A 25,997-nucleotide genomic window follows, 5' to 3' on the forward strand; every position below is an offset into this window, starting at 1 on the left:
AGTAGCTTTTATTTTTTAAGAGCTAGTCATGTTTCTTTTTAGGAACAAATTATTGTTTACTTTATGTTTCATTTCCTAACACAACAAATATAAAACAATTTTTATGCCATACTGTTAAAATATAAATTAAACTTCAAATCTTAATCGGCATCAGAATGTGTTGAAGCTTCAAAACCTTCTGTATATTTCAAATCTTTAAACCAATATGCCGAAGATATTATCGTGTATGTAATGCTATTCGATTCTGTTTCTTCCTTTTTTAGTTGCCAAATAATATTTTTAGATTCCTCAAAATCATCACTCTCTATTTGTTCATGGTACAACCTATTTATAAGAGTGTTTTCAGGCATCCCTTTCACTAATAAGCGTAGCAATGCCGATTCACTGTGAGATTCAAATACAACCAAATCATCAGCTTTACTTGCTGTTACTTTAAATTTAAACTGAACTGCTTCTGGATGTGGAAATTTACCATTATAGGTTTCATACAGTAATTGCGTGGCATTAAATAGTTCTTCATGAAATGCTAAATCGGCGTATTCTTCATAAACCTTTTCCTCTTGCATTTCATTCGACAAATTTTCTATTTGTCCAGAATTTAAACGTTCATTAAAAATATATTTAAGAACAATTTCAGCGGCTTCTGTAGGTTCATTTTCAGATAACAGAATCAAGCATGTTTCTTTTAATTCAGCTAAAGGAATATCGTTTATAGTGTCATAATCCATTAACTCTAGCAAGGCCTTGTAATGTTCAGGATTCCAAGCATTAGGTAATTCGGTAATTGTTGAAAATTTAATAAGCTCTACTTTAAAAAGTGCTGGCATACATTTTAGGTTTAATTATTAGTTAAAAAACTATACTCGCTTCAAAAGGTTCAGACCATTTGGAGGCTTTTCCTATCGCTGGAATTAAAGTGGCAAAAACCTCCAATTTACGTTTGTAACACGAATGGCTGTCATTTAAATTTCCAAGTTTTAGAGCAATAGGCGTTTCTATCAAGGGGTTTGAATTTGCAACAATTGAAACTACTTTTCTACCAAGTAAATCGTCTTTTCCATCCAGCTGCATGCCCATAAAAACACTATCATCCCAATTACTTAAAATAATAGGAACATCTGGTTTTCCATGCACATCATAAACAAACAAATAGAGCATATATTCCATTTGTAAACTGATGTCTAATGGATGAAATTCAAGATTGGTTAATATCGTAATATCACTCACATTATCACCAACATGAATGCTCTCAGGAATAGATTTAAGTGAAACAGATTTTATCTTAGCCATCTTTATTATTTTTTACTAATTATTTTTTGTCTTATTGATAATAAATACCCCACTAAAACTCCAATACCAAAACTACCCAAAATAATAAGTACTCTAGACATAGATAGCTTCCAAATAAAGAAACTTACATCTGTAACTTCTGCGTTTTGAATTGAAAAAACAACAATAACCAAGGCGAATAAAACGCCGATAATAGTTCTAAAATTCATCTTTATATATTTTAATATTATTTTTTAATAATTTGCGACTTATCATTTAAACCCTCTACATTAATTTCCGGGTTTCCATACACATATACATAACTTCTGCCTTTAGCGTAAAGACTTAAATATTTACTAGCATACACATAAATATCAGATGTATTTGAAGCGTTTATTTTGGCATTCGTTACTAATAATTTTTTTGCTTTTACATCTGTAGACCCCGAGGTAATTAAATTTAAATTATCACAATTTCCTTCAATATCCATATCGGCTTTTTTACTCATAGTTAAATCCAAATCATCAATAGAAAGACTTGCTTTTAAATAAGAATTATCATTTAATGACATGTTTGTAGCAACACTTTTTAAGTTTAATTTCCCTTTTGACGCGCTGTTTAATTGCAAATTGAATACACTAGAATTTACATCTAATTCGAACTCAGAATCATCAAGACACACCAAGGTTAAATCGGTTCCGTTTATATTGTTTTGCCCAATAAGTTCAGCATCATTTTTAAGTGTAATCTTATTTAACTCTCTACAAGTTAAATATATTTCTAAACTTTTACTAGAAGTTATTTTACTTGAAGTATAAATTTTCAATACACTGTCTACAACTTCAAATTTAATAGTGCTTATTAAGTTTGAATCTGCTTTTAAGCGATACCCTGTTGATAGGGTTTGCATGATGTTCACTTCCAAATCATCTGCTATTTCTACTTCATTAAAGGCTGTTAAATCATTATATACTTCTATAACTTCTCTATTACCTTTAATTTTTTGCTTTTTTTGAGCATAACTAGTTATGGATAATAAAACGGCTAGTACTATTATAAGTGTTCTCATTTTAATTTGTTTTGTTTTTAAATTCATTAAAAAATAAACGATTATTCTCAACTTGAGGGGAAAATTTAGGAGTTTCGAATAATCGTTTACAACTATAGAAATTAGTAGTATATACCTTTAGGTTTTACCATTTCTATCACTTTTTATGTTTGGTGAAAATCACCCTTTTTTGGTAACTCGTTTGTCTATTAAATCGTTTATTGGAATAACTACAACATCGTCGCCCACCTTGATGCTCATGTAAATATTATCGATTGACACAATCTCTCCGGTAATAGAATCGACTGATATGGTTTGCCCCAACTCAAAATTCTTTTTAGAGTAAAACGAATAAAGCAAACTTTTTATAACATCTCTAGACCCGAAGCCAAAGCCAATGGCGATGGTTAATAAAAAGGCTCCTAAAATAATGGTCAAGTTATTTGTAATAATATCGGTATTAATTCCTGCTTGATTTAATGCTGTTATGGTGATGGTCACAATAATGACATAAAACACCAAAGAACTAATGGCTCTATCTCCAGCTAAATCGAACGATTCAAATAAACCTTGAATTGCTTTTTTAATAAAATTGGCAATGTACAAGCCTACCATAAATAAAGCGATGGCACTAAAAAGTCGCGGAAGGTAACGCAATAAGTTTCCTATTTCAACCGAAACGATTTTCCAATCCATCACATCTGAAGCTATTATAAGAATAACTAAATAAAGTATCCATTTAATAAAAGCAACAATCACGTTGGTTACGTTAAACTTTAAATCGGCCTTTCCAAAAAGGTTCTTTTCATTTATAACTTCAGTTAATTTATCAACTTTCGCAAAATTTAAAGCACGTTTTAAGGCGTAAGCTATAATTTTAACGAGTATCCAACCAATAAGTAGAACTAAAATGGCGAATAGTATTTTGGGTCCAACAGTTGCCACATTAACCGCCATTTGGTTAAGAGATTCTGCCATTAATTCTTTAATACTTGTAATTGTTTCCATTAGTTTATATTTAGTTATTGCTTCTTTTTATTTTTCTCGAAAAATGTTTTCGCTGCACTCGGGTAATTGAATGTAAATAAATCGGTTATTTCCATTAGTAATTTAATTCTAGCAACATCTGCCATGACTTTATTTTTGAGTTCTTTTGGAACTTCTTGTGGCGGATGCGCTATTTTTTTGAATGGGTTTTCCATAAATTCTATCTTATATTGTTATAAACCTCGATAATTCTAGCTTTCGCTCTTTTTAATCTCATTTTCACGGCACTTTCACTAATTTCTAAAACCGTTGTAATGTTTTTTATTGAAAAATCATCTTGATATTTTAATAAAAGAATCATTTTATCTTCTGGAGCTATAATCTCCAATGCCTTTTTAAGTGTTTTTTCTTTTAATAGGAATAATGAAGAATCGTCTACTTCAATATGTAATGGGCTATAATCTTCAACATCCATATCATTAGTACTCACCTTTTTCAAAACATGTTTGTTTACGTAATCGACACACATATTATAAGTGAATGCATAAAGCCAGGTTGAAAATTTAGATTTTCCTGAGAATGACGACAGTTTCTGAAAAAGTTTCACAAAGACATCTTGTGTTAAATCTTCTGCCTCTACTCTTGTTTTAGTAAAGCTGTAGCATTTGTTGTAAACCAAATGGGAATATCTTTCATATAAAATCCCAAATAGAATATCATTTTTTGTTTTAATAATTTTTTCTACAAGTTCCTCATCAGTTAGATTACGGAATTCGTCTTTCGTTTTCAAGGTGTTTTAAAGTTAGTTATACTATTATGACGGAAGTTATTTTAAAAAGTCACTTTATTTTGAATAATACTCAAAATATAACTAGTCCAATTGAAGAGTCATTAATTTAATTAAGCAGTATATCTCCCTTATAAAGAGTCTAATAACTTAAAGATAATTATTAAAAAGGAATATTTTAGAAGTAATAAAATATTATTTTATTTAGGAGTATTCAGGGACTTTTCCTTTTACGCCATCGAAGAACTGATGCATAAATTCAAAATCGGCTTTCATATCATCAGTAGGATAAAAAGGTTCTGATATTTTGTTTTGTTTATTTTCAAAATCGAACGTAAACATGATGATAGGCACATTTGCTTTTTTTGCAATATAATAAAAGCCTGTTCGCCATTGTGTTACTTTTTTTCGAGTACCTTCTGGTGATAATGCCATTCTGAACTCTTCTTTTTCATTAAAAAGTTTCACAATAGCATCTACTTTGTTTTCACTTGAACTTCTATTAATTGGAGCGCCTCCTAAAGCTTTAAAAAAGTAACCAAAAGGAAATATGAATAGTTCTTTTTTTCCAACAAAATGCACTTTAACCTGCAATACACTACGTAGTAAAACACTAATAGGGAAATCTATCCAGCTAGTATGGGGTGCGGCTATAATGACGGCCTTCTTAATAGAATGTGCTGATAAATTGGTGTTGCCAACGACTTTCCACCCTAAAACTTTAAAATAAATAAGTTTGGCTAACCATTGCATATTACATTTTTTGATAAAGTTCTTTTAACTTTTTAGGCGTTATAATTTGTTTCCAATTTTTACCTAAAGCATTTTCCCAAAGTGGGACTAAGTTTAAAGCGATTGTTGCCATTTTATCGAAATCGGCATCACTTAAATCGGCACAAACACCCTGTGGTAACGTGATGTTGTGTTTTTCTTTCATGGCTTTAAAAAGCTTTACGCCTTCTGGGTAAAACTCTTCTAAATGATCGAAAACAATGCAATTTCCAACACCATGTTTAATACCTAATAAATAGGCTAATGGATAACTCATTGCATGTGCAACACCTACTTGAGAGTATGCAATGCTCATACCACCATGCCATGAAGCCATCATCAGTTTTTCTTCAGATTCTTCTTTGGTTAAATTATTGTCTAAAAATATTTCTTTACACAACTCTAAAGCCATGGTACCATATGTCTCACTAAATGTGTTTAAATAAGTGCCTTTTAAAGACTCTATACAATGAATATAACAATCCATTCCTGTGTAGAACCATTGTTCTGTAGGCACATCTTTAGTAAGTTCTGAGTCTAATATAACTTGATCGAAAGGTGTGAAATCTGAATTAATACCTAGTTTTTTATCCGGACCTAAAAGCACAGTTGTTCTAGATACCTCGGCACCTGTTCCAGAAATGGTAGGAATCCCAACATGGTATAAAGCAGGTTGTTTTACCAAATCCCAACCTTGATAATCTTTTGCTTCACCTTCATTAGTAAGCATGATGGATACGGCTTTTGCTAAATCTAAAACCGAACCGCCACCAATACCAATAATACCTGAAGGCAATTCTTTTGTAGTTAGTATAATATCTTCAACTATAGCATCTACTTGCCATGTTTTTGGCTCTTCTTTCGTAGAAACAAAAATGATTCTATCGTCATAAGAAAGCTGAATTCGTGATGTTAACCAAGAATTATTCACGAACACATCATCTATTAAATAAATAAATGGAGCACTCATATTTAAGCGCTTTGGGGCTAAAATTTCACTTAACTGGTTGAAACTACCTCTGCCAAAAACAACTTTTGACACCATTGGAAAGTTTTTATAACTCATTTAATATGTTTTCTTTTTCAAAAAGTAAAAATACTACAATTTTAATTTTACTCCTTAATTAATTTATTAATTTCACGACTTCTTTTATACTACTAATCGTTTTATAAGCTTTACCGTTGGTTTCTTTTTCGGTAACCTGTTCGTGCGCCCATGTGGTATGAAAAGGCACATGTATGGCATGGGCTTTTATGTTTACTAAGGGCAACACATCCGATTTTAAAGAATTACCTATCATTAAAAACTCTGAAGGTTTAATATCCAGATGGTTTAATAATTTACAATAATTTACTTCTTGTTTATCACTTAAAACTTCGATGTGATGAAAGTATTTGGTTAAACCAGACTTTTCTAGCTTACGCTCTTGGTCTAACAAATCTCCTTTTGTGGCTAAAATGAGTCGGTATTTTTTTGACAATATTTTTAAAACATCTTCAACACCATCCAATAATTCTACTGGTTTATTAAGCATATCTTTCCCTATATTCAATATAGCTTCAATACTTTTTGTTGAAATATTATAATTTGATTGCTCTAAACCACTTTCTACCATTGATAAAATAAAGGCTTTTACACCATAGCCATACAAGGGTAAATTATCAATTTCCTTTTTATAGAGTTCTTGGTCTATTTTGTTTAAGGTTTCGTATTCCGATAGTAAGTTACCAAAGGCTACCTCGGCTTCACGAAAATAAGTTTCGTTAACCCAAAGCGTATCATCGGCATCAAAACCAATTACTTTTATGTTTTTATAATCTATTTCCATGCTTTTTTAGCGCGTTCTAAATCTTCTGGCGTATCAATTTCTACACCTTCTACGGTAGTCTCTACCATTTTAATACGTTTGCCGTATTCTAAATAGCGTAGCTGTTCTAGTTTTTCTGAAGCTTCTAAAGTCTGCATAGGCAAACGGTAAAAATCTAACAAGGCTTCTTTTCTAAAAGCATACACGCCTTTATGTTTAAAATAGCGCACACCCACATTTTTATCTCTTGGATACGGAATGGGGCTTCTAGAAAAATACAGCGCAAACTGGGACTGGTCCACCACCACCTTAACGGTATTTGGGTTATTTATTTCCTCTTCATTCGTAATATGCACCATTAAAGAAGCCAAATCGATGTTTTTATCATGGTCGTCTTTAAAAACAGCTATGAGTTTTTCTAAGGATTCCTTATCTGTAAAAGGCTCATCACCTTGCACATTAATTACAATGTCAATATCTAAAGATTCCACGGCTTCAGCAATTCTATCACTTCCACATTCGTGTTCCTTTTTACTCATCATGGCTTTACCTCCATTATTTATAACTTCATCATAAATAATAGCGCTATCGGTAACTACTAAAACATCATCAAATAATTGCGTGTTTACAGTCGCCTCGTAGGTACGTACAATAACCGATTTACCTTCCAAATCTTGCATTAGTTTTCCTGGAAAGCGTGATGCACTATAACGTGCGGGAATCATTGAAATTATTTTCATCTTCTTTAAATTGTGCATCAAAAATAGAATAAATTTTAGTGGTATTTAATTTTACTAAATGTAAACTTTATAGCTCGTTCAAAATCAGTAAAATATCTAATACTAATAATTAACTTTTCTAATTTTATTGTCATGACACCTATAGGCATTCAAATATAATTAATATTTTATCATTAGGTTATCGTTTACCTTCAACCCTAATGAGGTCTTTATAATTCTGAAAACCGTGACTGCAACTCTAAGTTAAGCTTGTTCAAAAAAATCGTCTGTAAAACCAATAAGATATAACTTATCCTTAGCTCTGGTAACTGCCGTATAAAGCCAGCGTAAATATTCCTTATCGATACCGTTTGGTAAATAAGGTTGTTCTACAAATACGGTATTCCATTGTCCACCTTGCGATTTGTGGCAGGTTATCGCATAGGAGAACTTTACTTGTAAGGCATTAAAATGCTTACTAGCCTTCACTTTTAAAAACTTTTTATACTTGCTCGTTTCACTTTCAAAATCTTTCATAACTTCCTGGTATAACCTGTTGGAATCTTCATAGGATAGTGATGGCGTTTCAGATTCTATGGTATCTAAAAGTAATACCGTTTCAAAAGTGGGCATTTTCGGGTAATCGACCATGCGTACTTTTACTTCCGCGAAGCGAAACCCATACAATTCTGTTATACTAAAAATTTCAAGTACTTCAATAATATCACCATTGGCTATAAAACCAGCCTCGGTTGTTGGTTTAATCCAAAAATAGTTATTCTTAACCACCATTAAATAATCGCCAGAAGATAATTCACTTTCATTAAAAAGAATCCGATTTCTTATTTGTTGGTTGTATAAATTGGCACGTTTATTACTACGAACAATAATCGCGGTTTCTTCGTTCCCTAAATCACTGTACGAGTCGTTAATAGCGTCCATAATCTCGTAACCATCAATCAACCTCACAATATCTTTAAACTGCGCTAAATCGAATTTAAAGGCATCATTTGCACCATAAGATAAAGCTTCACGTAACACCGTGGCATTGGCAAGTATGCCAGATTCTTGTCCTTGCCTTACAACTTCGTCTAGTTCCATTCTAGTAACTTCCTTATTGTAATTTAAAGCCAGCGTGTTTTCATCTAACGCCGGACTTAAATCTAGCTTCACTGGCGGTAATTGAGCGGTATCCCCTATTAATAAGAGTTTACATTGATGCCCAGAGTATACATATTGCATTAAATCGTCCAATAACGATCCGTTTTCAAATAATTTTGAATCTCCAGGCGTATCTGGTATCATCGAGGCTTCATCTACAATAAAAATGGTGTTTTTATGTTTATTGGGTTGCAAAACAAACGATACGCCTCCACCCTTTTCTTTTTTAGGAAAATAGATTTTTTTATGAATGGTAAATGCTTCTTTTCCGGAATAATTAGAGATCACTTTTGCCGCTCGACCCGTTGGTGCCATTAGGACGGCGCTCTTTTTTGCCTTCCATAAATTGTTCACAATAGTACCAACTATCGTGGTTTTACCAGTACCAGCGTAGCCTTTTAGTAAATAAAGCCTATTTGGGGCTTCACTAAAAATAAATTCAGCTAATTGCTGTAAAACAAGATTTTGTTTTAGAGTCGGTTCAAACGGAAACTGCTGTTTTATAAGGGAATAGAATTCTGGTGAAGTCATTAATGCTGACAAATTTTAAATTATTCAAAGATAGAAATGATTTTTACCTATAATAGATTTTTACGATTAAAAAAAAATTGTAGATTTGCGAAAGACCTTTAATAAACTATTTAAATTAAAAAACGATTATGTTGAAATTTATTCTTATTGCTGTTGCAGCTATACTGCTTACAATTGGCTTGGTTAAGTTAGTTGATAAATACATCCCGTCTAAGTTCAAACCTGTATTACATATAGGACTTTGGGTATTGATTGCTTTTTTAGGCTACCAGACATATATGTCGATATATACGCCTATCTTATTTAACCAAGAAAAGAATAAGCGTTATGAAAAGGTAATTAAGAATTTAATAGATATTAGAGATTCTGAATTAGCTTACAAACAAGTAAATGGTAAGTTTACTGATAGCTTTGACGAATTAGTTAAATTTATCGAATCTGCTCAATTCACAATTATTCAACGTAAAGATGCTAGTGTTTTAGATGTTGAAATGTCTAAACGTTTCGGTGTAGATACTTATAAAGATGTTGTAGAAATTGATACTTTAGGATATGTACCTGTTAAAGATTCATTATTCAAAAACTCTACACGTTATAAAACCATGATGAACGTTCCTGTTGGGAAACCTGGAGAAAAATTCCAATTACAAGCTGGTTTATTAAAACAAAACGATATTAACATTCCTGTATTTGAAGCTTCGGTTAAAAAAGACGTGCTTTTATTCGATCAAGATCGTGACATGGTTATCCAAGAAAACCAAGTAATCTCTGTTGATGGCGTTAATGGTGATGCTTTAAGAGTAGGATCTATGAATGAAGTTAAAACTATTGGGAACTGGCCAAAAACTTATGGCGCAAACGAATAAAACTTTTAACACACAAAATAATCTAGAATTGTCCATTCAAATAAGTTTGAGTGGACTTTCTTTTTGTATCCTACAAAGAGATACGCATACTATTATGAGTTTAAAGGAAGTTAGTTTTGAAAAAAAACTAAATCCTATAGAAGTTCTAGATCAATTAAAACACCTTTTCAATACCGAAAGTGTTACTCAAAACACCTATGAAGCTATTACCATTATTCATGGTAACGAGCTTTCCACATTAGTACCTAAGCCCCTATTTAACGAAGATTGTATTGCCGATTATTTAAAGTTTAATTCTAAAATTTTAGTATCAGACTTTATTGCTCATGATGATATTGTTATAAATGATAGCGTAAACGTTTATGTGCCCTACATTAACATTAACAACTTTATTTACGACCAATTTGGCGCCTTTACCTTCAAGCATGTTTCAACCGTTTTAATTGAAGAAATACTGCATCTAGAAAAAAACGCGAGTACACCCAAAGTGTATGTAAATATTAATAAGAACCATTTTGAAACTATTATAGTGGATAATGCGAAATTGATACTATACAATACTTTCGAGTATAATGCACCCGAAGATTTTATCTATTACATTTTATTTGCTACCGAGCAACTAAACCTAAACCCAGAAACATTTAATTTAGTGTTTATTGGCGATGTCTCAAAACAGGATGCTTTATATGCCATAGCGTATAAATACATTAGAAACGTGAGTTTTGGAAACAGAAATGAAACGTACGAGTACCTTGAAACACCAAAATATAATTATTCAAATTTCACCTTAATAAAAAGTTTTTAATGCGCATTATTTCAGGAATATATAAAAGTAGAAAAATTGTTGCACCCAAAAACTTACCGGTGCGTCCTACCACCGATATGGCTAAGGAGTCCTTGTTTAACATCATCAATAACAACTTTTACTTTAACGAGTTAACCGTAATAGACCTTTTTGCAGGATCGGGCAATATAAGCTATGAATTTGCTTCTAGAGGTACTGAGCAAATTACCTGTGTCGATCAAGACTTTGGTTGCATCAAGTTTATTAATAAAACGGCTACCGAATTTAAAATGCCCATACAAACTATAAAAAGTGATGTGTTCACTTTTTTAGAAAAAACCAAATTACAAGGAAATATCATTTTTGCCGACCCACCGTACAACTTCACAGTCGACGCTTTTGCAAAAATCCCAGAATTGGTATTTAAAAACAACTTATTACTTGAAGATGGTTTACTAATTGTAGAGCACTCCAAGCATACCGATTTATCTAAATTACCGCATTTTAGCTACTCTAAAAGTTATGGTGGTAACATGTTTAGTTTCTTCGAAATTGTTTAAATATTAAAATAAATACTCTTAATTCCTTTTTTTTCAGTACCTTAGAGTTCTCCTTAAGATAGTTCCCTGTATCTATCAATTACTTAAAGTGTATGAGTGCTTGAGGCTTTCAAGTAATTATAAACGCACTTATTTTATGGTTTAATTAAAACTTAATTAAAAACCATAACCAATGAGAAAACTTGTATTACTTCTATTTACTGTAGTCCTTTTTACTTCTTGTAAAGACCAAACCGAACGCTACACACAATCTTCGCCCGAAATTGAAACCCTAAAAGCTAGTATTGATGCTTACAACACTAAAAACTATGAAACACTAATAAGTCACCACGCCGATTCTTCTAGAATTAACTTTAACAGAGCTAAATTAAACCCAAGTGAAGTCGTTGAATATCACAAAAGAAACGACGTTGCTTATAGCCAACGCGCATTTGCTAAAGACGGCCAAATTTATGAAATGGTTATTGATGATGAAGGAAAAAAATGGGTGAATTTTTGGGGCTACTGGCACGGAACCTTAGCTGCCAACTCTAAAGAATTATCCATTCCCGTGCATTTAACCGCACAATTTGTAGATGGTAAAATTGTAGAGCAATACGGTTATTGGGATCCATCTGAAGTTCTTCTAGCACTACAAGAAATTGAAGCTAGTAAAATGGATGAAGACATGGCATCTCTAGAAGAATAATACATACTAACCAAACTATAATCAGATATGAAAACAATAAAATCGAGTCTATTATTAGTACTTTTACTTTGTATGTCGGTATCATTTTCCAACGCGCAACAGAAATACTTAATACACCAAGACAATGTAAAGCCATCTAAACTTATGGCCTACGAGAAAATAGCCAAAGAGTTTAACGAAGCCTGTGTAACCCACAACGTGCAAACCTCTTGGGCAACTGCCACCACCAACGACCTCAAATATATCTACATAACACCCATAGATAATTTTGCAGATATTGATAAGCGTCCATTTACAGACATGGCAAAAAAAATGGGCGATAAATTTAGTGAGATGTTTAAAAAATTCGACTCCTGTTACGATACCCATAACGACTATATTATAACATTGGTTGAAGATTTAACCTATATGCCCAATGGCATTACCACAACCCAAGAAGGTCAAAATTACCGCAAGTGGTTCTACATTTATTTTACACCACAAAACGCCGAAAAAGTTCGTGAAGGTATGAAAGCCGTAAAAGACTTATACATAAGTAAAAAATCTAAAGAAGATTACCGCATATACCGCAGCGGTTTTGGCTGTCCAGAAAATTTTTATCTCGTAACCGTATCGGCAAAAGATGAAATTGATGGCGCCACAAAATCGAAAGCCAACGAAGCCATTTTAGGTCCAGATCGCTGGGAAACGTTTAATAAAGTACTAAGTTACGCAAGCCGCTTTGAAGAATACTCCGGTGAAATGCGACCAGATTTAGCATATAGTCCTAAATAGAATAGCCAACCATTTATTTTATAAAGGAAATAAGCCCTTCTTTAATAGTTAAAGGAGGGCTTATTAATGCTTAAGTAAATCTATAAGCCGAATTCTGTATGTCCTAAATCCATTTAAAGAAAACTCCAAACAAACTTAAAACACCCTTATCATTTATCTGTGTGCATTGTTACCAATACACTTTAGCTGTCTACCCTCCAACAATCGAGCGTGCCGCCCTCAAACGTTGGTATACATGACATTGCACCACATAGAGTTTACCTGGTTTCACTACAGCATGACCTGTACATACTTTCTGTTGCACTTTTCCTAGCCTCACGACTGGTGGTTATTAGCCACTATGTTGCACTACGGTGTTCGGACTTTCCTCCTTCCGATAAACGGAAAGCGATAAGGCGATTTACTTGCCGCAAAAATACAACACTACCTAATCAAAAACCTAATTACTTGCCCTAAAATAATTAATAAAATGGGGGCGTTACCCACAAGGGGTCGGGCTATACGCTATATCTTTTTAAAACGTTATAGCGAGAACGAAGGACGTGGCTATCTACTAAATTTCAGTACTTCCCTCCTTTTGCTCTATTAAAGTTTTAAAAAGGATGCCGCTGCTATCCCTAACGCGGGTGTTTCCTAAAGTAAGTTTTCCTATTTATTTCAACTATCTTCAAATTCCAGGTCAATTTCCTTCAAAATTTGTCCAAGTTGCCCTAACTGTTTACAAAGACTATCAAGAAAAATTTCGGCGTCATCATTTCCTAAAAGTTCGTTTTCTTTTTGCCATCCATCTAGCCGTTGAATTATATAATAGATTAATCTAAATGACTCGTAAACTCCATCTGGTAAATTTTCATTATACCGTGAATTTAGTTCCATTTTAATTTCTTCAATTGATTTTTTTATTTCGGATATTCCTAATTGTCCTTGAAAACTTCTGACTTCATCCCTAATCCCTCTATAAATTAATTGTCTATTTCTATCAACACCAAATATCATTTCTTGAAGTTTTTTACTTTTATGCTCTTCTTTTTTCATTTTAATCTTTTTATCGATGTCATATTGTATAAACAGAAGTACTCTTTTTGTAAAATTATATTGATTGGAAATAAATGTTTTCAAATCAACATTCACTTTTCTAAATTGAGGTGTATATCCTACATATGTGAATTTATACTTTGACATAACTCCTTTTTCAATAAAATAGTACTCCGATTTTTTCCTATTCGTGGGATGACCTGCAATATCATTTCGAACTTCCCTTATTTCATGATCAAAAGAAAATAAGTCAAAAAAGTCTTTTTGCTTAACTTTAAAATCAACTATACATTTATACAAATGATAAAGTCCATCTTGTTGAACAAATAGTGATTGTAAAATCCCATATATTAAAAGGGTGCTTCTGCCTCCAATACCATTTGTATCAATATTTTCAAATTCCTCAATAGCAATCTGGCTATCTTCAATTAAATCAATTGAGGTGAAAGTTTGATTATATTTAAGTTCATCAGCTATATTATAAAAGTTATGAAACAAAGGTTTATGAATAGTTTCACTTATAATATCGCATAAATTTAAAATCATAAATTTAATTCAGAGTTAACTATTGGATTACAAACTAAAGATAACTTTCTTTTAATGAACTTTATCAATTGATATCGAATTTAGTTGATTTTTTCTACAAACTAAACAAAAAACATATTTCAATATTAACATTGTTTTTGTTAATAACTCCTTCTAAATTTTCATTTCATAATTCATAATTCTTATTGGAATTTTTAACTTTGTTACTTTAAGAATATCCATGGAACACTTTGTAGTATCGGCTAGAAAATACAGACCCCAAACGTTTAAAGATGTTGTGGGTCAGCAGGCTATTACAAATACGTTACTTAATGCCATTGAGAACAATCATTTAGCACAAGCCCTATTATTTACAGGGCCTCGTGGTGTTGGTAAAACTACCTGCGCCCGTATTTTGTCTAAAATGATTAATAGTGATGGCTCAGAAACAGGCGATGAGGATTTTGCATTCAATATTTTCGAACTCGATGCGGCGTCCAATAACTCGGTTGACGATATTAGAAGTTTAACTGATCAAGTTCGTATTCCGCCTCAAGTTGGTAAATATAAAGTGTATATTATCGATGAGGTACACATGCTATCTCAAGCCGCTTTTAATGCCTTTTTAAAAACATTAGAAGAGCCACCAAAACACTGTATTTTTATTCTTGCAACTACCGAAAAGCATAAAATTATACCCACTATTTTATCGCGTTGTCAAATTTTCGACTTTAAACGTATTACGGTAAAAGATGCGAAAGAGTATTTAAAATACATTGCCGAAGAACAAGGAATTAATGCTGAAGACGATGCGCTTCACATCATTGCCCAAAAAGCAGATGGTGCTATGCGTGATGCTTTGTCTATTTTCGACCGTGTGGTTAGTTTTTCGGGTAAAGACCTAACCAGACAAGCGGTTACCGAGAATTTAAATGTATTAGATTACGAAACCTATTTTGAAAGCACCGATTTTATTTTAGAGAATAAAATACCAGATTTACTACTTCAATTTAATAGAACCCTTTCTAAAGGTTTTGATGGCCACCATTTTATTGCTGGTTTAGCATCTCACTTTAGAGACCTACTAGTAAGTAAAACACCAGAAACAATCGAATTACTGGAAGTAGGCGACGAAACCAAACAGAAATATTTAGACCAATCGAAAAAAGCATCGCAAGATTTTTTACTTCAAGGTATTAATCTCGCTAATGAATGTGATTTGAAATATAAAAGCAGTAAAAACCAACGATTGCTCATTGAGTTATGCCTTATGCAACTTGCCTCTATCACTTTTGATGGAGAAAAAAAAAATTCTAGGCACTTCATAATACCGGCTTCTTACTTTCAGAAGAAAGGCGTTAAACCAGTACCAGTAACACTTCCAAATAAAACAAACACACAAGCAGTAGCTGTTGAAGCTAAAGCGGTAACACCTACAGCTTCCACGGCATCACAGGCGAATCAACCCGTAAAAATAGAATTAAACCAAGGTTCTAAACGGGCTTCTGGGCTTTCTTTAAAAAGTTTAAAACTAAAAAGAGAACACCAAATAAAACAAATGGATGTGGTGGTAGACGAAGAAAACCTACCAACAGAACCATTCACAGAAGACGATTTAATAAAAGTCTGGAACGAGTTTATTGTTATTCTTCAAAAAGATGGGAAGCATAATTTAGCTTCTATTTTATCGATTGATAGGCCAAAAGTAAAAGGTACTGTGGTTTATTTAGAGTACCCCAATGCGACCAATAAAATAGAACTAGATCGTAACCAATACGACCTGATGTTCTATATTCGAAAATCGCTTAGTAATTTTGATATTAGTTTATCTATCTCTGTAAACGAGGAAATGGAAAAGAAATATGCTTACACCGATCTTGATAAATTTGAGAAACTTAAAGATAAAAACCCTAATATAGATCTTTTAAGAAAGACTTTTGATTTGGATATTTAAATAACTACAAATGAATAAGTTACTTGCTATTTTATTAATTAGTTTAGCCGTGTTAAATTGCAACGGAGGAAAAACTAAAAAGGACACTTTAAAAACATCGGTCGAAAAATTTAAAGACTCCATTGGTGCTTTAGAAATTGTAAAAAACTTTCCTGAAACGTATTCTGAAACCCTAACAGATACTATTTTAAGTAACGGTTTTAAAGTGAAAATTAAAACCTATGCCAATATGGAAAGTAGTGTTTTAAACCGCTTTAAAGTAGACACTATAACCCACAAACATTTTTATAGAGATTTTATTTCGGAAATAACAGTTTATAAAAATGATGAAAAAATTCTTTCAGAATCTATAAACAAGACCTTTTCTTTAAAATACAATAACGAACTAAAAGACTATTTTGAAATAGCTACTTTGGCGGGTGTTTGGATAAATGATAACGAAGCACTAACCGCAGATCAAGCAAGTATTTATATAATGTACACACAACCTGAAACAGATAATTATTATTTAAGTGAAATGATAATTAACAGTGATGGCACTTTTGTGGTACAGGACATTGAAGGTTAAAACGAATTAATTATGCTAGGACTTAAATTACCAACAGACCCACGATGGGTTAATATTGTTGAAAAAAATATAGAAGAGATATTAACCGATCATGCTTTTTGCGAACAAAAAGCTACGAGTACAGCTATTTCACTTATAGTAAGCTTCCCGGAATACACCGATTTGGTTCAAGAAATGACGGCTTTGGTAAAAGAAGAAATTAGTCATTTTAAAATGGTACACGACATTATTATTAAACGTGGTTGGGTTTTAGGCCGTGACCGTCGTGATGATTATGTGATTGAATTACTTAAATTTTTCCCTAAAGGTGGCAGCAGAACCACGCAGTTGGTACACCGCTTGCTTTACGCGGCTTTAATTGAAGCTCGAAGCTGTGAACGTTTCAGGTTACTATCTGAAGAATTGGAAGATCAAGAATTAGCTGTTTTTTATAGAAACTTGATGGTAAGTGAAGCCAACCATTACACTATGTTTTTGGGCTTTGCACGCCAATATGGCGAAAAAAAAGAAGTTGACACCAAATGGCAACAACTTCTAGAATATGAGGCTGAGATTATAGCTAACTTAGGAACAAGCCAGACTATACACGGTTAAAATTTATAACCTACACCTATTTGTACGTTTGTGTTTTTTGCTTCGTATGGTAAATAATCATCAAATACGTTGGTGACACCGTAAGTATATCTAATATCTGCAAAAAGCATATGTGATATTTTATATTCTAAACCAGCGACCGCAGAATAGGCCAAATTTTTAACACCATCATCTACCTTATTCACTTTCAATCCTACTTGCGGACCAAGAGCAAAACGGTACTTCTCACTTATTTGAAATTTGAATAATATAGGTGCTTGAATATAATCTAATTGCCATGCTTCTACTCTGGCACCTTCCGCAGAGAACTGTAATTCAGGTACTAAAGCAACGGTTTTAGAGAAACGAATGTCTCCAAAAAAACCAATATAAATACTATTTCTGTGTTTGTTCAACATAGGGGCTTCAATATCAAAATCTAAATTTGATATATTGTAACCACCTCTAATACCGTATTTTACATCTTGAGAAAATCCGTAAATAGAACAACCAAGTAGTAATGTTAATAATATTTTTTTCATAAGTAAATTAGGTTTGGGTTATAAATCTTAGCAATTTATTATGTACGAATATATATTATAAAACTAAAACCGTGCAATTATAAAAGCCAAACGGTAAAATTTTACTGTGTATTACTAGAAACAGTTTGATAATAGATACTTTTTATAATACCATCTGCCAGTCCTATTTTCGGAACGTAAATATTTTTAGCACCACTCCATTTCATGGAAGACAAATAAATACGCATGGCGGGAATAATAACGTCTGCCCTATCTTGGTTTAAGTCTAACTCGGTAATACGTTCTTCATACGAATAGCTTTGAAGCAAGTTATAGTACGATGTTAAATAGAAATAGGTTAAAGGTTTCCCCATAGCCTTTCCAGATATTTTGAAAATTTTATTAATGTTTCCACCAGAACCTAAAACGGAAATTTTATCATATTCACTGGTGTGTATTTTGATCCATTGTTCTAATTCTTGCCATGCTTCTTTAGAAACCATATCGTTTAACAAACGAACTGTTCCTATTTTGAAAGAGCGTGATGCAGTTTGAATGCCTTCGTGAATGATGGTGAATTCCGTACTTCCTCCACCCACATCTACATATAAATAAGTTTTACTTGGGTCGATGTATGAGTTTAAATCTGTTGCAGCAATAATAGCAGCCTCTTCTTCACCTTCAATAATATCAATACTAATATCTGAATTATTTAAAATTAAATTAACCACCTGCTTCCCGTTAGTCGATTCGCGCATTGCCGATGTTGCACATGCTTTATATTTTACAACCTTATGCGATTTCATGAGGAGCTTAAAAGCAAGCATGGTATCCAATAAACGCTGGGTGTTCTCTTTAGAAATTTTATTATTAACAAATACATCTGCTCCCAAACGAATAGGCACACGAACTAACGAGTTCTTTTTAAATTGAACCGGCTTTCCTTTTTGTTCTATTATGTTTGAAATAAGCAACCTAACGGCGTTGGAACCTATATCGATTGCAGCATATTTTTTAATTGATAGCATACTAATTTTCTAATTTTTTTAAATAATAATTGTAAGTGGCAAATTGAGATCTTACTTCTTCTTTATTATCTATTTTATATTCATTTTTCTGAGACTCATTTAATAAACGTGCCTTCACATTATCGCTCCAACAAATATTGAATGTTTCTATAATTTCTTGTTTTACTGAACTGTCATAAATAGGACAACTTACTTCCACCCTATTTTCAATGTTTCGCGTCATCCAATCGGCCGACGAAATATAGACTTTAGGGTCGCCATTATTACCGAAGATATAAACTCTAGAGTGTTCTAAAAATTTATCGACCACACTAATAACTTCAATGTTTTCACTCATCCCTGGTACTCCTGGTATTAAACAGCATATACCTCGCACAATCATTTCAATTTTAACGCCGGCGTTACTAGCTTCATACAGTTTATCAACCATATTATAACTAGATATACTATTCATTTTCAGTCGAATAAGTCCTTCTCCTCCATTCTTAACACTTTGAATTTCAGCGTCAATTAATTTAAATATAGTCTTTTTTGTATAATGTGGCGATGTTATTAAATGTTTATACCTGAAAATTTTATAGTTGGTTTCAAAAAAACTGAATATTTTATTAACGTCTTTTAAGATGCGTTGGTCTGCAGTGAAAAGCGTATAATCTGTATAAATATTGGCGGTAGACTCATTAAAATTCCCCGTACTTATAAAACCATAACGCACTAGTTTTTTGCCTTCTTCACGCTCTATAACACACATTTTACTATGTACTTTCAGGCCTTTCACCCCGAAAACAAGATTAATGCCTTCTTCCTCCATTTGTTGCGCATAATCTATATTTGCTTGCTCATCAAAACGCGCTTGAAGCTCTATAGATACGGTTACAGATTTCCCGTTAATGGCAGCATTAATAAGGGAACTGGCAATGTGTGAGATTTGAGCTAAACGGTAAATAGTAATTTTTAAAGTTTTTACTTTAGGATCTAAAGCGGCTTCTCTTAAAAACTTAACAACGTATGAGAATGTTTGATAAGGTGCATATAGCAAATAATCTTTATCCTCTATCGCTTTAAAAATACTGGTTTCTAAACTTAAACCTTTAATGGGTAGCGCTTCGATTTTATTATAAAGTAAATCGGCCCGTCCTAAACTAGGAAAACTCATGTAATCGCGCCTGTTATGGTAACGACCACCAGGAATAATACTATCCGTGTCATCAATACCCATTTTAGACATTAAATATTCTAAGGTATCTCGGTCTATATTTTTATCATAAACAAAACGCACAGGATCGCCAATTTGTCTGTCTTTTACACTATCGGATATTTTTTCAATAAAACTTTTACTTAAATCACTTTCAAAATCCAACTCACCATCGCGAGTAATTTTTATCATGTGAGCGGAAACTGTTTTGTATTCAAAAATATTGAAGATGTAGCCCAAACAATGACGAAGTAAATCGTCGATCATGATTATAAAATTTTTGTCACCTTGTTTTGGTAACTCAACAAATCGATTGATGGATTTTGGTATTTCTATAAGTGCAAATTGTTTGGTGTTATCTGACATAACCATTTTAACAGCCAAATAAGCAGCACTATCTTTTAAATTTGGAAGTACAACCAGATCATTTAAAATGATGGTCACTAATGCCGGACTTACTTTTCGAATGAAATACCTTTTTATAAAATCGTGCTGAGAGCTATCTATTTGATTTTCATCGATAACATAGATATTTTCAGCCTCTAATTTTTTTTGAATGCACTCTAAAACATCTAAACTTTCACTTTGTTGCTTAATAACTATTTGAGTAATAATATCTAGCAACTCATTCGCTTTAATACCACCTAGCTCGTTTTTCCCACCTTTACCAGCATCTACAATACGTTTTACGGTAGCATATCGCACTTGAAAAAATTCATCTAAATTATTAGAAAAAATACCTAAAAAACGTAATCTTTCTATTAAAGGAACGCGTTCATCTGAAGCTTCCTGCAAGACTCTTGCGTTAAATTGTAACCAGCTTATTTCTCTATTTATATAGCGATTTGAGTGAATTTCTGTTTTTGTCATACGGGTAATTGAAGTGATATTACTTTCACAAATATATTCTATTTAAGCTTAATAATTAGCTTTAAAGTTACGGATTAAGCAGGCTTTTTGCTACATATCTCCTTTAAACATGTAGACTGCTTTATTAAGAATAAGGTATTACTCTCTTAAATCTCTTGGAAATAAAGTACTTACAGTTTTTCCTTTGGTTAATTCTTTCCAATTCTCAATAGCAAACTCGATGGAAACTACGCCACAAGTTGGAACATTCTCAATGTATTTATCTCCATAAGTATTAACAAAAGATGTAATAGCATGATTATGGCAAAAAATCATTAAATGATTCACTGAATCGGGACACCTTTTAATAACACGTATAAGGTTATTTCCTGAAAAATCATATAATTCATCATCTAACTTCATGAGGGATTGATCTATTTTAAGGTTTTTAAAGAAAATGTCAGCTGTTGTTTTGGTTCGTACAGCATCACTACATAAAACCGTATCTATATTCATTTTTTTTAAAGCCAAATGGGAAGAAACCATATGCGCATCTTGAATACCTTTTTCGTTCAATGGTCTTTCATGATCGATAACATCATATTGCCATGATGATTTAGCGTGTCTTATTAAAATTAAATTTTTCATAATAGTCGATTAAGTGCAAATTATGTCGATATAAAGCTGTTTTTGTCGATGAAATTCACTATTTTAGCATTATAAAAGTAATAATTAAAATGACAAAAAGGGTGATTATTGAAAAAAACATATAAATACCGAGAAATTAGAACATTGAAAGTAATAGCCGATGAGTAACCTATTAAAGCGATTAAAGGTTTTTAGAAGCTTTTAAACGAATTTATAAGTGATTTAGCACATTATTTTGACATATTTTAAGCTTATACGTTTATTTGTGGAACCTATAAAAATGAAACTTATGACCCCAAATCTAATTTCACATATAAATAAGGCATTGTTATGCCATGTTTCTCCCTCATTGTTTTTTCCCTCAAAAACTTTATTATTATTTTTATCAATAATCAACATTAGGCTTTAATGAATTGACTATTAAGTCGTTTTTTATTGTCTATAATTATATTTTATTATTAAAAAAACATATTAAGCTATGATACATAAATCATCTTTAACGTTATACATTTTTTTGTTTTGTATTTCTTTGCTTTCAGTAACAGAAGTAAGTGCACAGGAAACCAAAATATTTGAAATAAAAAATGGGTCTATTATCAATAGCGGAAATAATGCTAAAACAATACCTACTCAATTATTATACAGTTTAAAGGCCACTATTTATGTTAAAAATAATAGTGTCTTAAAGGTGACAGGTTCTCAAAACCCTTTGGTATTAAAGACTTATGACGCTAGCTCATTAAATATCCTAAAAACAAAAAACACTTTATTCAATAAAGTACAAATTATTAAAATTCAACTTAATGAGGTGTCAGATTTAAATAGTTCTATCGACTTTTCTACCATTTCAGATTTTAATAATTTAAGTCATATTTATATAATATCTTATTTCAAATGTAGAAAAAGTCAAATAAGAGCATTCATAAGAAATGTAAATCCTGAAATAACTGTTTATTTCGAAAACGTTAACCCATCATAGCTAAAACATATTAGTCTAAATTATAACTAATTAAGAAATGAAGAAACTATACACTACTAATTTAATGACTCATACAAATTCAAAAACTCTTTTTGTGTTGTTTGTACTAGCATTATTCTTTTTTAAGGGCTATTCACAGGTTAGAGTTCCCTTTTCCCCTAGAACGTCACAGTATACACCTAGTAAAACAAATTACAGTGTAAAAGGTGATTTTACTATGATGGGAAATACCAATTTAACCTTAGTTAATTATAGTAATAATGAACATAATGGGGGAAAAGATATGCAATACGTTGATATTGATGATGATGTAAATACTATCAATTCATCAATGGCTGAATTAACCTTTTCTGAGGAAAATGGAGCAAATACAGACTGTACAAATATCATCTATGCGGGTTTATATTGGTCTGGGCGTGCAGGATCTGCGATGACTTTTGATGTGTATAATAATAATTTCGTGATTGGAGATTCTAATACCGTCGATGAGACCAATTATTTAATGAATATCACTAGGCAAGGTGTCGATAATAATTATTACCCTAGATTTACATTTACCTCAAGTACTGAACCAGCAATTATTTTCGAATCTTTAAATTCCGATAGTTACCAAGTAAGATATTCAATCGATGGTGGTACAAATTGGATTTATCCAAGTAACCAAGTTTTATCAGCAAATAAGCCTGATAGCGATAGCGTAACCATTTCATTTACTCCTATTTCTTTTGGTTCTGGAAACAATCAATTTATAATTAGTGCTTTACAAAGAGATAAAGACACTACTGAAGATGAAAGCAACACTGTAAATCATTCTTTCGCTTTGTTAAGTGGCTATTCTAAAACTTTTGATAAGCGTAAAATATCTATTAAAGGACCAACAGCCTCTACTTACACGCAACTAACGGCCGAAACAGATAATATTTTCTTTCGTACATTATGGGAAGATCGAGATATGTATTCAGCGTATGCAGAAGTTACTGATTATGTAAAAACTAATGGATTAGGTAATTATTTTGTGGCCGATATGGCTTTACGAGAAGGTAATGGAGGTGATATTGGCTACTTTGGTGGCTGGGGTATGGTAATTGTTTACGAGAATTCTAAAATGAAATGGCGTGATATAACCGTATTTGACGGACATGCTTTTGTTACAAATGCCACCACTATTAGTCATGAATTGCCTATCTCTGGATTTAAAGCCGTTCAAAGTGGAGATGTTAATGTCAAATTAGGACTCATGGCTGGTGAAGGTGACAATTTTTATGGAGGTGATTTTTTTAATATTAGAAATGCCGGAAATGATGCATGGATACCACTAAGTCATTCAGGAAATACTACAAATAACTTTTTTAATTCTTCAATAATAACAGGGACTAATAATAGGAATCCAAATCTAATTAACAATACCGGATTAGATATTAGTATGTTTAATATTGATAATACAAATAATGCTCTTATTGGTAATAATCAGACTGAAACACGTTTTCAATACGGTACAACCATAGATTCTTATATCATTTTTAATGTTACGCTAGCAGTTGACGCTTATATACCAGAAGCAGAAGGTGTAATAACTACAACAAATATTAATACTAGTGGTACTGCTCCAGACACCTTATTCCCTGGTGAAAGTGCCGATTACAAAATAGAAATAAAAAATAGAGGAACGGAAGCTACTAATAATACAATTATTACAATTCCTGTACCTTACACATCATCATATGAAGAACTAAGTATTACTTATAATATTTATGCTCCATACTCAACTAGCACACTGCCATACTATGATCCAAATGCAGGAGCAACTGGCTCTATTATTTGGGACCTTGGCACCTTACCGGTTCCAGCAAACCCTGATGATGTTTTAGCCGATATTAGTTTTACTTTAACTGCAACAACAGACTGTTCTCTTTTGGTAAACCCAAACTGTACCCCAAATATTTCGTTAAATGGAAATATAACTGGTACTGGAGCAACATCTAAAACCGATTTTGATCGTCCATTAATTCAAGGATATGAAACATCTGGATCATGTATTGGGGACCCTATTCCAACACCTAGTATAATAAATATAGATTCAGATGACTATGTTGCGGCTAATTGTGGAAGCTATACACATATACGTGACTTTCATTTTTGTAATAACGGTTCAACACCCATCCAAACATCACAAGTTAGCGCCAGTTTTCCAGCAGGTTCTAAGTTTTACAACGAATATCCCAAAACAGATTCTACTGTAGAATATAATAGTTCAAACCCATTTCCTTCTACCTCAGGAACATTTGTTTATTATGCTATTCCTCCTGGATCTACTACTTGTTATTATGAATTTACAATAAATGTATCTAATATAACCTCTGTGCCAACAGTTCAAGATATTACCTATTGTTTAAATGAAACCGCAAGTGCTTTAACAGCAACCCCAAGTGACACACCTACGTCACCATCAGAATACACATTATATTATTACGTTGATAACAACCCGTCAACCGCTGCCCAAACATCTATTGTACCGTCTACAAATACGGCAGGAGAAACCATTTATTATGTAGCGGAAGGTATTTCGAATTCTTGTATTAGTGAAACAAGAGTTCCTATTAAAGTAACCGTCTATGGTGAAGATCCAAAAATAACGGCTCCTGCTACTATTTCTGTTGAAGGATGTGATGAAAATGATATAACTGCTTTAACTTCAAGATATGCCTATAGTTCAACGCAATCTTCTGATATTAAAGAGACCTATGTTGCTTCTGGTTATACAGCTTCTGATGATGAAACAATTGAGAACATAACTTATGTTGATGTTATTACTCCAAGTTCTACTTGCCCACTAGTTGTTTCAAGAACGTTTACTATTACCGATGGTTGTGGGAATACCGCAACAGCAGAACAAACAATAACTGTTCAAGATACCACTGCTCCAACGGGAACAGCACCAACTGGTGTTAGCGATGTAGATGTATGTGCTGCTAATGCACAAACAGATTATCCTTTTAATGCAACAACAACTGCTGCTAATTATTCTGATAATTGTAGTGCTGATGTAACAGTAAACCTAATCAATACAGATTTAACTGGTGATGACTGTTCTTGGTCTTTAACTTATACTTTCGAAGTTGTTGATACTTGTGGTAATAAATTAGAAAATCAAACAATAACACATACGGGTAGCGATCAAACCGCACCTACAGGAACAGCACCAAGTGGTGTTACTGATGTAGATGTATGTGCTGCTAATGCTCAAACTGATTATCCTTTTAATGCAACCAATGTGGCTGCTAATTATTCTGACAACTGTGGTGCTGATGTTACAGTAAACCTTATTAATACAGATTTAACTGGCGATGATTGTGCTTGGTCTTTAACCTA

Annotated in this window: 26 protein-coding genes, 1 other RNA gene and 1 pseudogene; 10 read left to right on the forward strand and 18 right to left on the reverse strand. The window is 32.5% G+C overall.

Features of this window, described 5'->3' with window-relative positions:
- Positions 1 to 140: 140 nt before the first annotated feature.
- From Q5N74_RS15400 to Q5N74_RS15455, 12 genes are all read right to left on the reverse strand, one after another.
- Positions 141 to 827 carry a hypothetical protein gene (locus Q5N74_RS15400; RefSeq protein WP_304389868.1) on the reverse strand — a complete coding sequence of 229 codons (687 nt, stop codon included), beginning with the start codon at positions 825 to 827 and terminating at the stop codon, positions 141 to 143.
- A 22-nt stretch (positions 828 to 849) separates the two neighbouring features.
- The gene (locus Q5N74_RS15405) at positions 850 to 1,290 is read right to left on the reverse strand and encodes a hypothetical protein (protein WP_304389869.1); all 441 of its coding nucleotides are present in this window, start codon (positions 1,288 to 1,290) and stop codon (positions 850 to 852) included.
- Positions 1,291 to 1,295: 5 nt separating this feature from the next.
- Positions 1,296 to 1,499: a LapA family protein gene (locus Q5N74_RS15410; protein WP_304389870.1), complete on the reverse strand. Its 204-nt coding sequence runs from the start codon at positions 1,497 to 1,499 to the stop codon at positions 1,296 to 1,298.
- Between the two features lie 17 nt (positions 1,500 to 1,516).
- Positions 1,517 to 2,338, reverse strand: coding sequence for a DUF2807 domain-containing protein (locus Q5N74_RS15415; protein ID WP_304389871.1), 822 nt, complete (start codon positions 2,336 to 2,338; stop codon positions 1,517 to 1,519).
- A 159-nt stretch (positions 2,339 to 2,497) separates the two neighbouring features.
- On the reverse strand, positions 2,498 to 3,325 hold the full coding sequence (locus Q5N74_RS15420) for a hypothetical protein (protein ID WP_304389872.1): 828 nt from the start codon (positions 3,323 to 3,325) through the stop codon (positions 2,498 to 2,500).
- Positions 3,326 to 3,339: 14 nt separating this feature from the next.
- A complete protein-coding gene (locus Q5N74_RS15425) occupies positions 3,340 to 3,519 on the reverse strand; it encodes a hypothetical protein (RefSeq protein ID WP_304389874.1) in 180 nt (59 codons plus the stop codon).
- 5 nt (positions 3,520 to 3,524) lie between these two features.
- The gene (locus tag Q5N74_RS15430) at positions 3,525 to 4,094 is read right to left on the reverse strand and encodes an RNA polymerase sigma factor (protein WP_304389875.1); all 570 of its coding nucleotides are present in this window, start codon (positions 4,092 to 4,094) and stop codon (positions 3,525 to 3,527) included.
- 201 nt (positions 4,095 to 4,295) lie between these two features.
- Entirely contained in the window at positions 4,296 to 4,844 is a 549-nt protein-coding gene (locus Q5N74_RS15435; protein WP_304389876.1) for a 1-acyl-sn-glycerol-3-phosphate acyltransferase, read from the reverse strand.
- 1 nt (position 4,845) lies between these two features.
- Complete coding sequence (locus tag Q5N74_RS15440; RefSeq protein WP_304389878.1) at positions 4,846 to 5,928, reverse strand: iron-containing alcohol dehydrogenase family protein; 1,083 nt, start codon at positions 5,926 to 5,928, stop codon at positions 4,846 to 4,848.
- Positions 5,929 to 5,986: 58 nt separating this feature from the next.
- On the reverse strand, positions 5,987 to 6,691 hold the full coding sequence (locus tag Q5N74_RS15445) for an HAD family hydrolase (RefSeq protein ID WP_304389880.1): 705 nt from the start codon (positions 6,689 to 6,691) through the stop codon (positions 5,987 to 5,989).
- Positions 6,682 to 7,410, reverse strand: coding sequence for a 3-deoxy-manno-octulosonate cytidylyltransferase (kdsB, locus tag Q5N74_RS15450; protein ID WP_304389881.1), 729 nt, complete (start codon positions 7,408 to 7,410; stop codon positions 6,682 to 6,684). The genes Q5N74_RS15445 and kdsB overlap by 10 nt, the downstream gene beginning before the upstream one ends.
- Before the next feature lie 243 nt (positions 7,411 to 7,653).
- Complete coding sequence (locus Q5N74_RS15455) at positions 7,654 to 9,081, reverse strand: ATP-dependent RecD-like DNA helicase (RefSeq protein WP_304389882.1); 1,428 nt, start codon at positions 9,079 to 9,081, stop codon at positions 7,654 to 7,656.
- 128 nt (positions 9,082 to 9,209) lie between these two features.
- Here Q5N74_RS15455 and Q5N74_RS15460 point away from each other — a divergent pair, with 128 nt between their 5' ends.
- From Q5N74_RS15460 to Q5N74_RS15480, 5 genes are all read left to right on the forward strand, one after another.
- The gene (locus tag Q5N74_RS15460; RefSeq protein ID WP_304389883.1) at positions 9,210 to 9,947 is read left to right on the forward strand and encodes a hypothetical protein; all 738 of its coding nucleotides are present in this window, start codon (positions 9,210 to 9,212) and stop codon (positions 9,945 to 9,947) included.
- The gene (locus Q5N74_RS15465) at positions 9,895 to 10,752 is read left to right on the forward strand and encodes a DUF3822 family protein (protein ID WP_304389884.1); all 858 of its coding nucleotides are present in this window, start codon (positions 9,895 to 9,897) and stop codon (positions 10,750 to 10,752) included. Before Q5N74_RS15460 ends, Q5N74_RS15465 begins: the two co-directional genes overlap by 53 nt.
- Positions 10,752 to 11,291: a 16S rRNA (guanine(966)-N(2))-methyltransferase RsmD gene (gene rsmD, locus Q5N74_RS15470; protein ID WP_304389886.1), complete on the forward strand. Its 540-nt coding sequence runs from the start codon at positions 10,752 to 10,754 to the stop codon at positions 11,289 to 11,291. The genes Q5N74_RS15465 and rsmD overlap by 1 nt, the downstream gene beginning before the upstream one ends.
- A gap of 172 nt (positions 11,292 to 11,463) precedes the next feature.
- Entirely contained in the window at positions 11,464 to 11,979 is a 516-nt protein-coding gene (locus Q5N74_RS15475) for a nuclear transport factor 2 family protein (protein WP_304389887.1), read from the forward strand.
- 27 nt (positions 11,980 to 12,006) lie between these two features.
- Positions 12,007 to 12,753, forward strand: a complete 747-nt coding sequence (locus Q5N74_RS15480; protein ID WP_304389888.1) for a hypothetical protein — start codon at positions 12,007 to 12,009, stop codon at positions 12,751 to 12,753.
- A gap of 67 nt (positions 12,754 to 12,820) precedes the next feature.
- Here Q5N74_RS15480 and rnpB read toward each other — a convergent pair.
- Positions 12,821 to 13,160, reverse strand: an RNA gene (gene rnpB / locus Q5N74_RS15485) — RNase P RNA component class A.
- Between the two features lie 250 nt (positions 13,161 to 13,410).
- Positions 13,411 to 14,334, reverse strand: coding sequence for a hypothetical protein (locus Q5N74_RS15490; protein ID WP_304389889.1), 924 nt, complete (start codon positions 14,332 to 14,334; stop codon positions 13,411 to 13,413).
- Positions 14,335 to 14,554: 220 nt separating this feature from the next.
- Here Q5N74_RS15490 and dnaX point away from each other — a divergent pair, with 220 nt between their 5' ends.
- Genes dnaX through Q5N74_RS15505 form a run of 3 tightly spaced genes read left to right on the forward strand, consistent with a single transcriptional unit; the run spans position 14,555 to position 17,429 of the window.
- Positions 14,555 to 16,267, forward strand: coding sequence for a DNA polymerase III subunit gamma/tau (dnaX, locus tag Q5N74_RS15495; protein WP_304389890.1), 1,713 nt, complete (start codon positions 14,555 to 14,557; stop codon positions 16,265 to 16,267).
- 10 nt (positions 16,268 to 16,277) lie between these two features.
- Positions 16,278 to 16,835 carry a hypothetical protein gene (locus Q5N74_RS15500; protein WP_304389891.1) on the forward strand — a complete coding sequence of 186 codons (558 nt, stop codon included), beginning with the start codon at positions 16,278 to 16,280 and terminating at the stop codon, positions 16,833 to 16,835.
- A gap of 12 nt (positions 16,836 to 16,847) precedes the next feature.
- A complete protein-coding gene (locus Q5N74_RS15505) occupies positions 16,848 to 17,429 on the forward strand; it encodes a tRNA-(ms[2]io[6]A)-hydroxylase (RefSeq protein ID WP_304389892.1) in 582 nt (193 codons plus the stop codon).
- Here Q5N74_RS15505 and Q5N74_RS15510 read toward each other — a convergent pair.
- The 4 genes from Q5N74_RS15510 to Q5N74_RS15525 form a co-directional block, all read right to left on the reverse strand.
- The gene (locus tag Q5N74_RS15510) at positions 17,426 to 17,950 is read right to left on the reverse strand and encodes a porin family protein (protein ID WP_304389893.1); all 525 of its coding nucleotides are present in this window, start codon (positions 17,948 to 17,950) and stop codon (positions 17,426 to 17,428) included. The genes Q5N74_RS15505 and Q5N74_RS15510 overlap by 4 nt on opposite strands.
- Before the next feature lie 101 nt (positions 17,951 to 18,051).
- The gene (locus Q5N74_RS15515; protein WP_304389894.1) at positions 18,052 to 18,957 is read right to left on the reverse strand and encodes a Ppx/GppA phosphatase family protein; all 906 of its coding nucleotides are present in this window, start codon (positions 18,955 to 18,957) and stop codon (positions 18,052 to 18,054) included.
- A gap of 1 nt (position 18,958) precedes the next feature.
- Positions 18,959 to 21,022 carry a polyphosphate kinase 1 gene (ppk1, locus tag Q5N74_RS15520; RefSeq protein ID WP_304389896.1) on the reverse strand — a complete coding sequence of 688 codons (2,064 nt, stop codon included), beginning with the start codon at positions 21,020 to 21,022 and terminating at the stop codon, positions 18,959 to 18,961.
- Between the two features lie 138 nt (positions 21,023 to 21,160).
- A complete protein-coding gene (locus Q5N74_RS15525) occupies positions 21,161 to 21,649 on the reverse strand; it encodes a histidine phosphatase family protein (protein ID WP_304389897.1) in 489 nt (162 codons plus the stop codon).
- Positions 21,650 to 22,127: 478 nt separating this feature from the next.
- Between Q5N74_RS15525 and Q5N74_RS15530 the strand changes: the two genes are divergently transcribed.
- Positions 22,128 to 22,628 carry a hypothetical protein gene (locus Q5N74_RS15530; protein ID WP_304389898.1) on the forward strand — a complete coding sequence of 167 codons (501 nt, stop codon included), beginning with the start codon at positions 22,128 to 22,130 and terminating at the stop codon, positions 22,626 to 22,628.
- A gap of 37 nt (positions 22,629 to 22,665) precedes the next feature.
- Positions 22,666 to 25,997 (forward strand): annotated as a pseudogene (locus Q5N74_RS15535) (hypothetical protein); the annotation flags it as partial.

Origin of the sequence: Mariniflexile sp. AS56, from assembly GCF_030552475.1 — a bacterium.
Lineage (GTDB): Bacteria > Bacteroidota > Bacteroidia > Flavobacteriales > Flavobacteriaceae > Mariniflexile.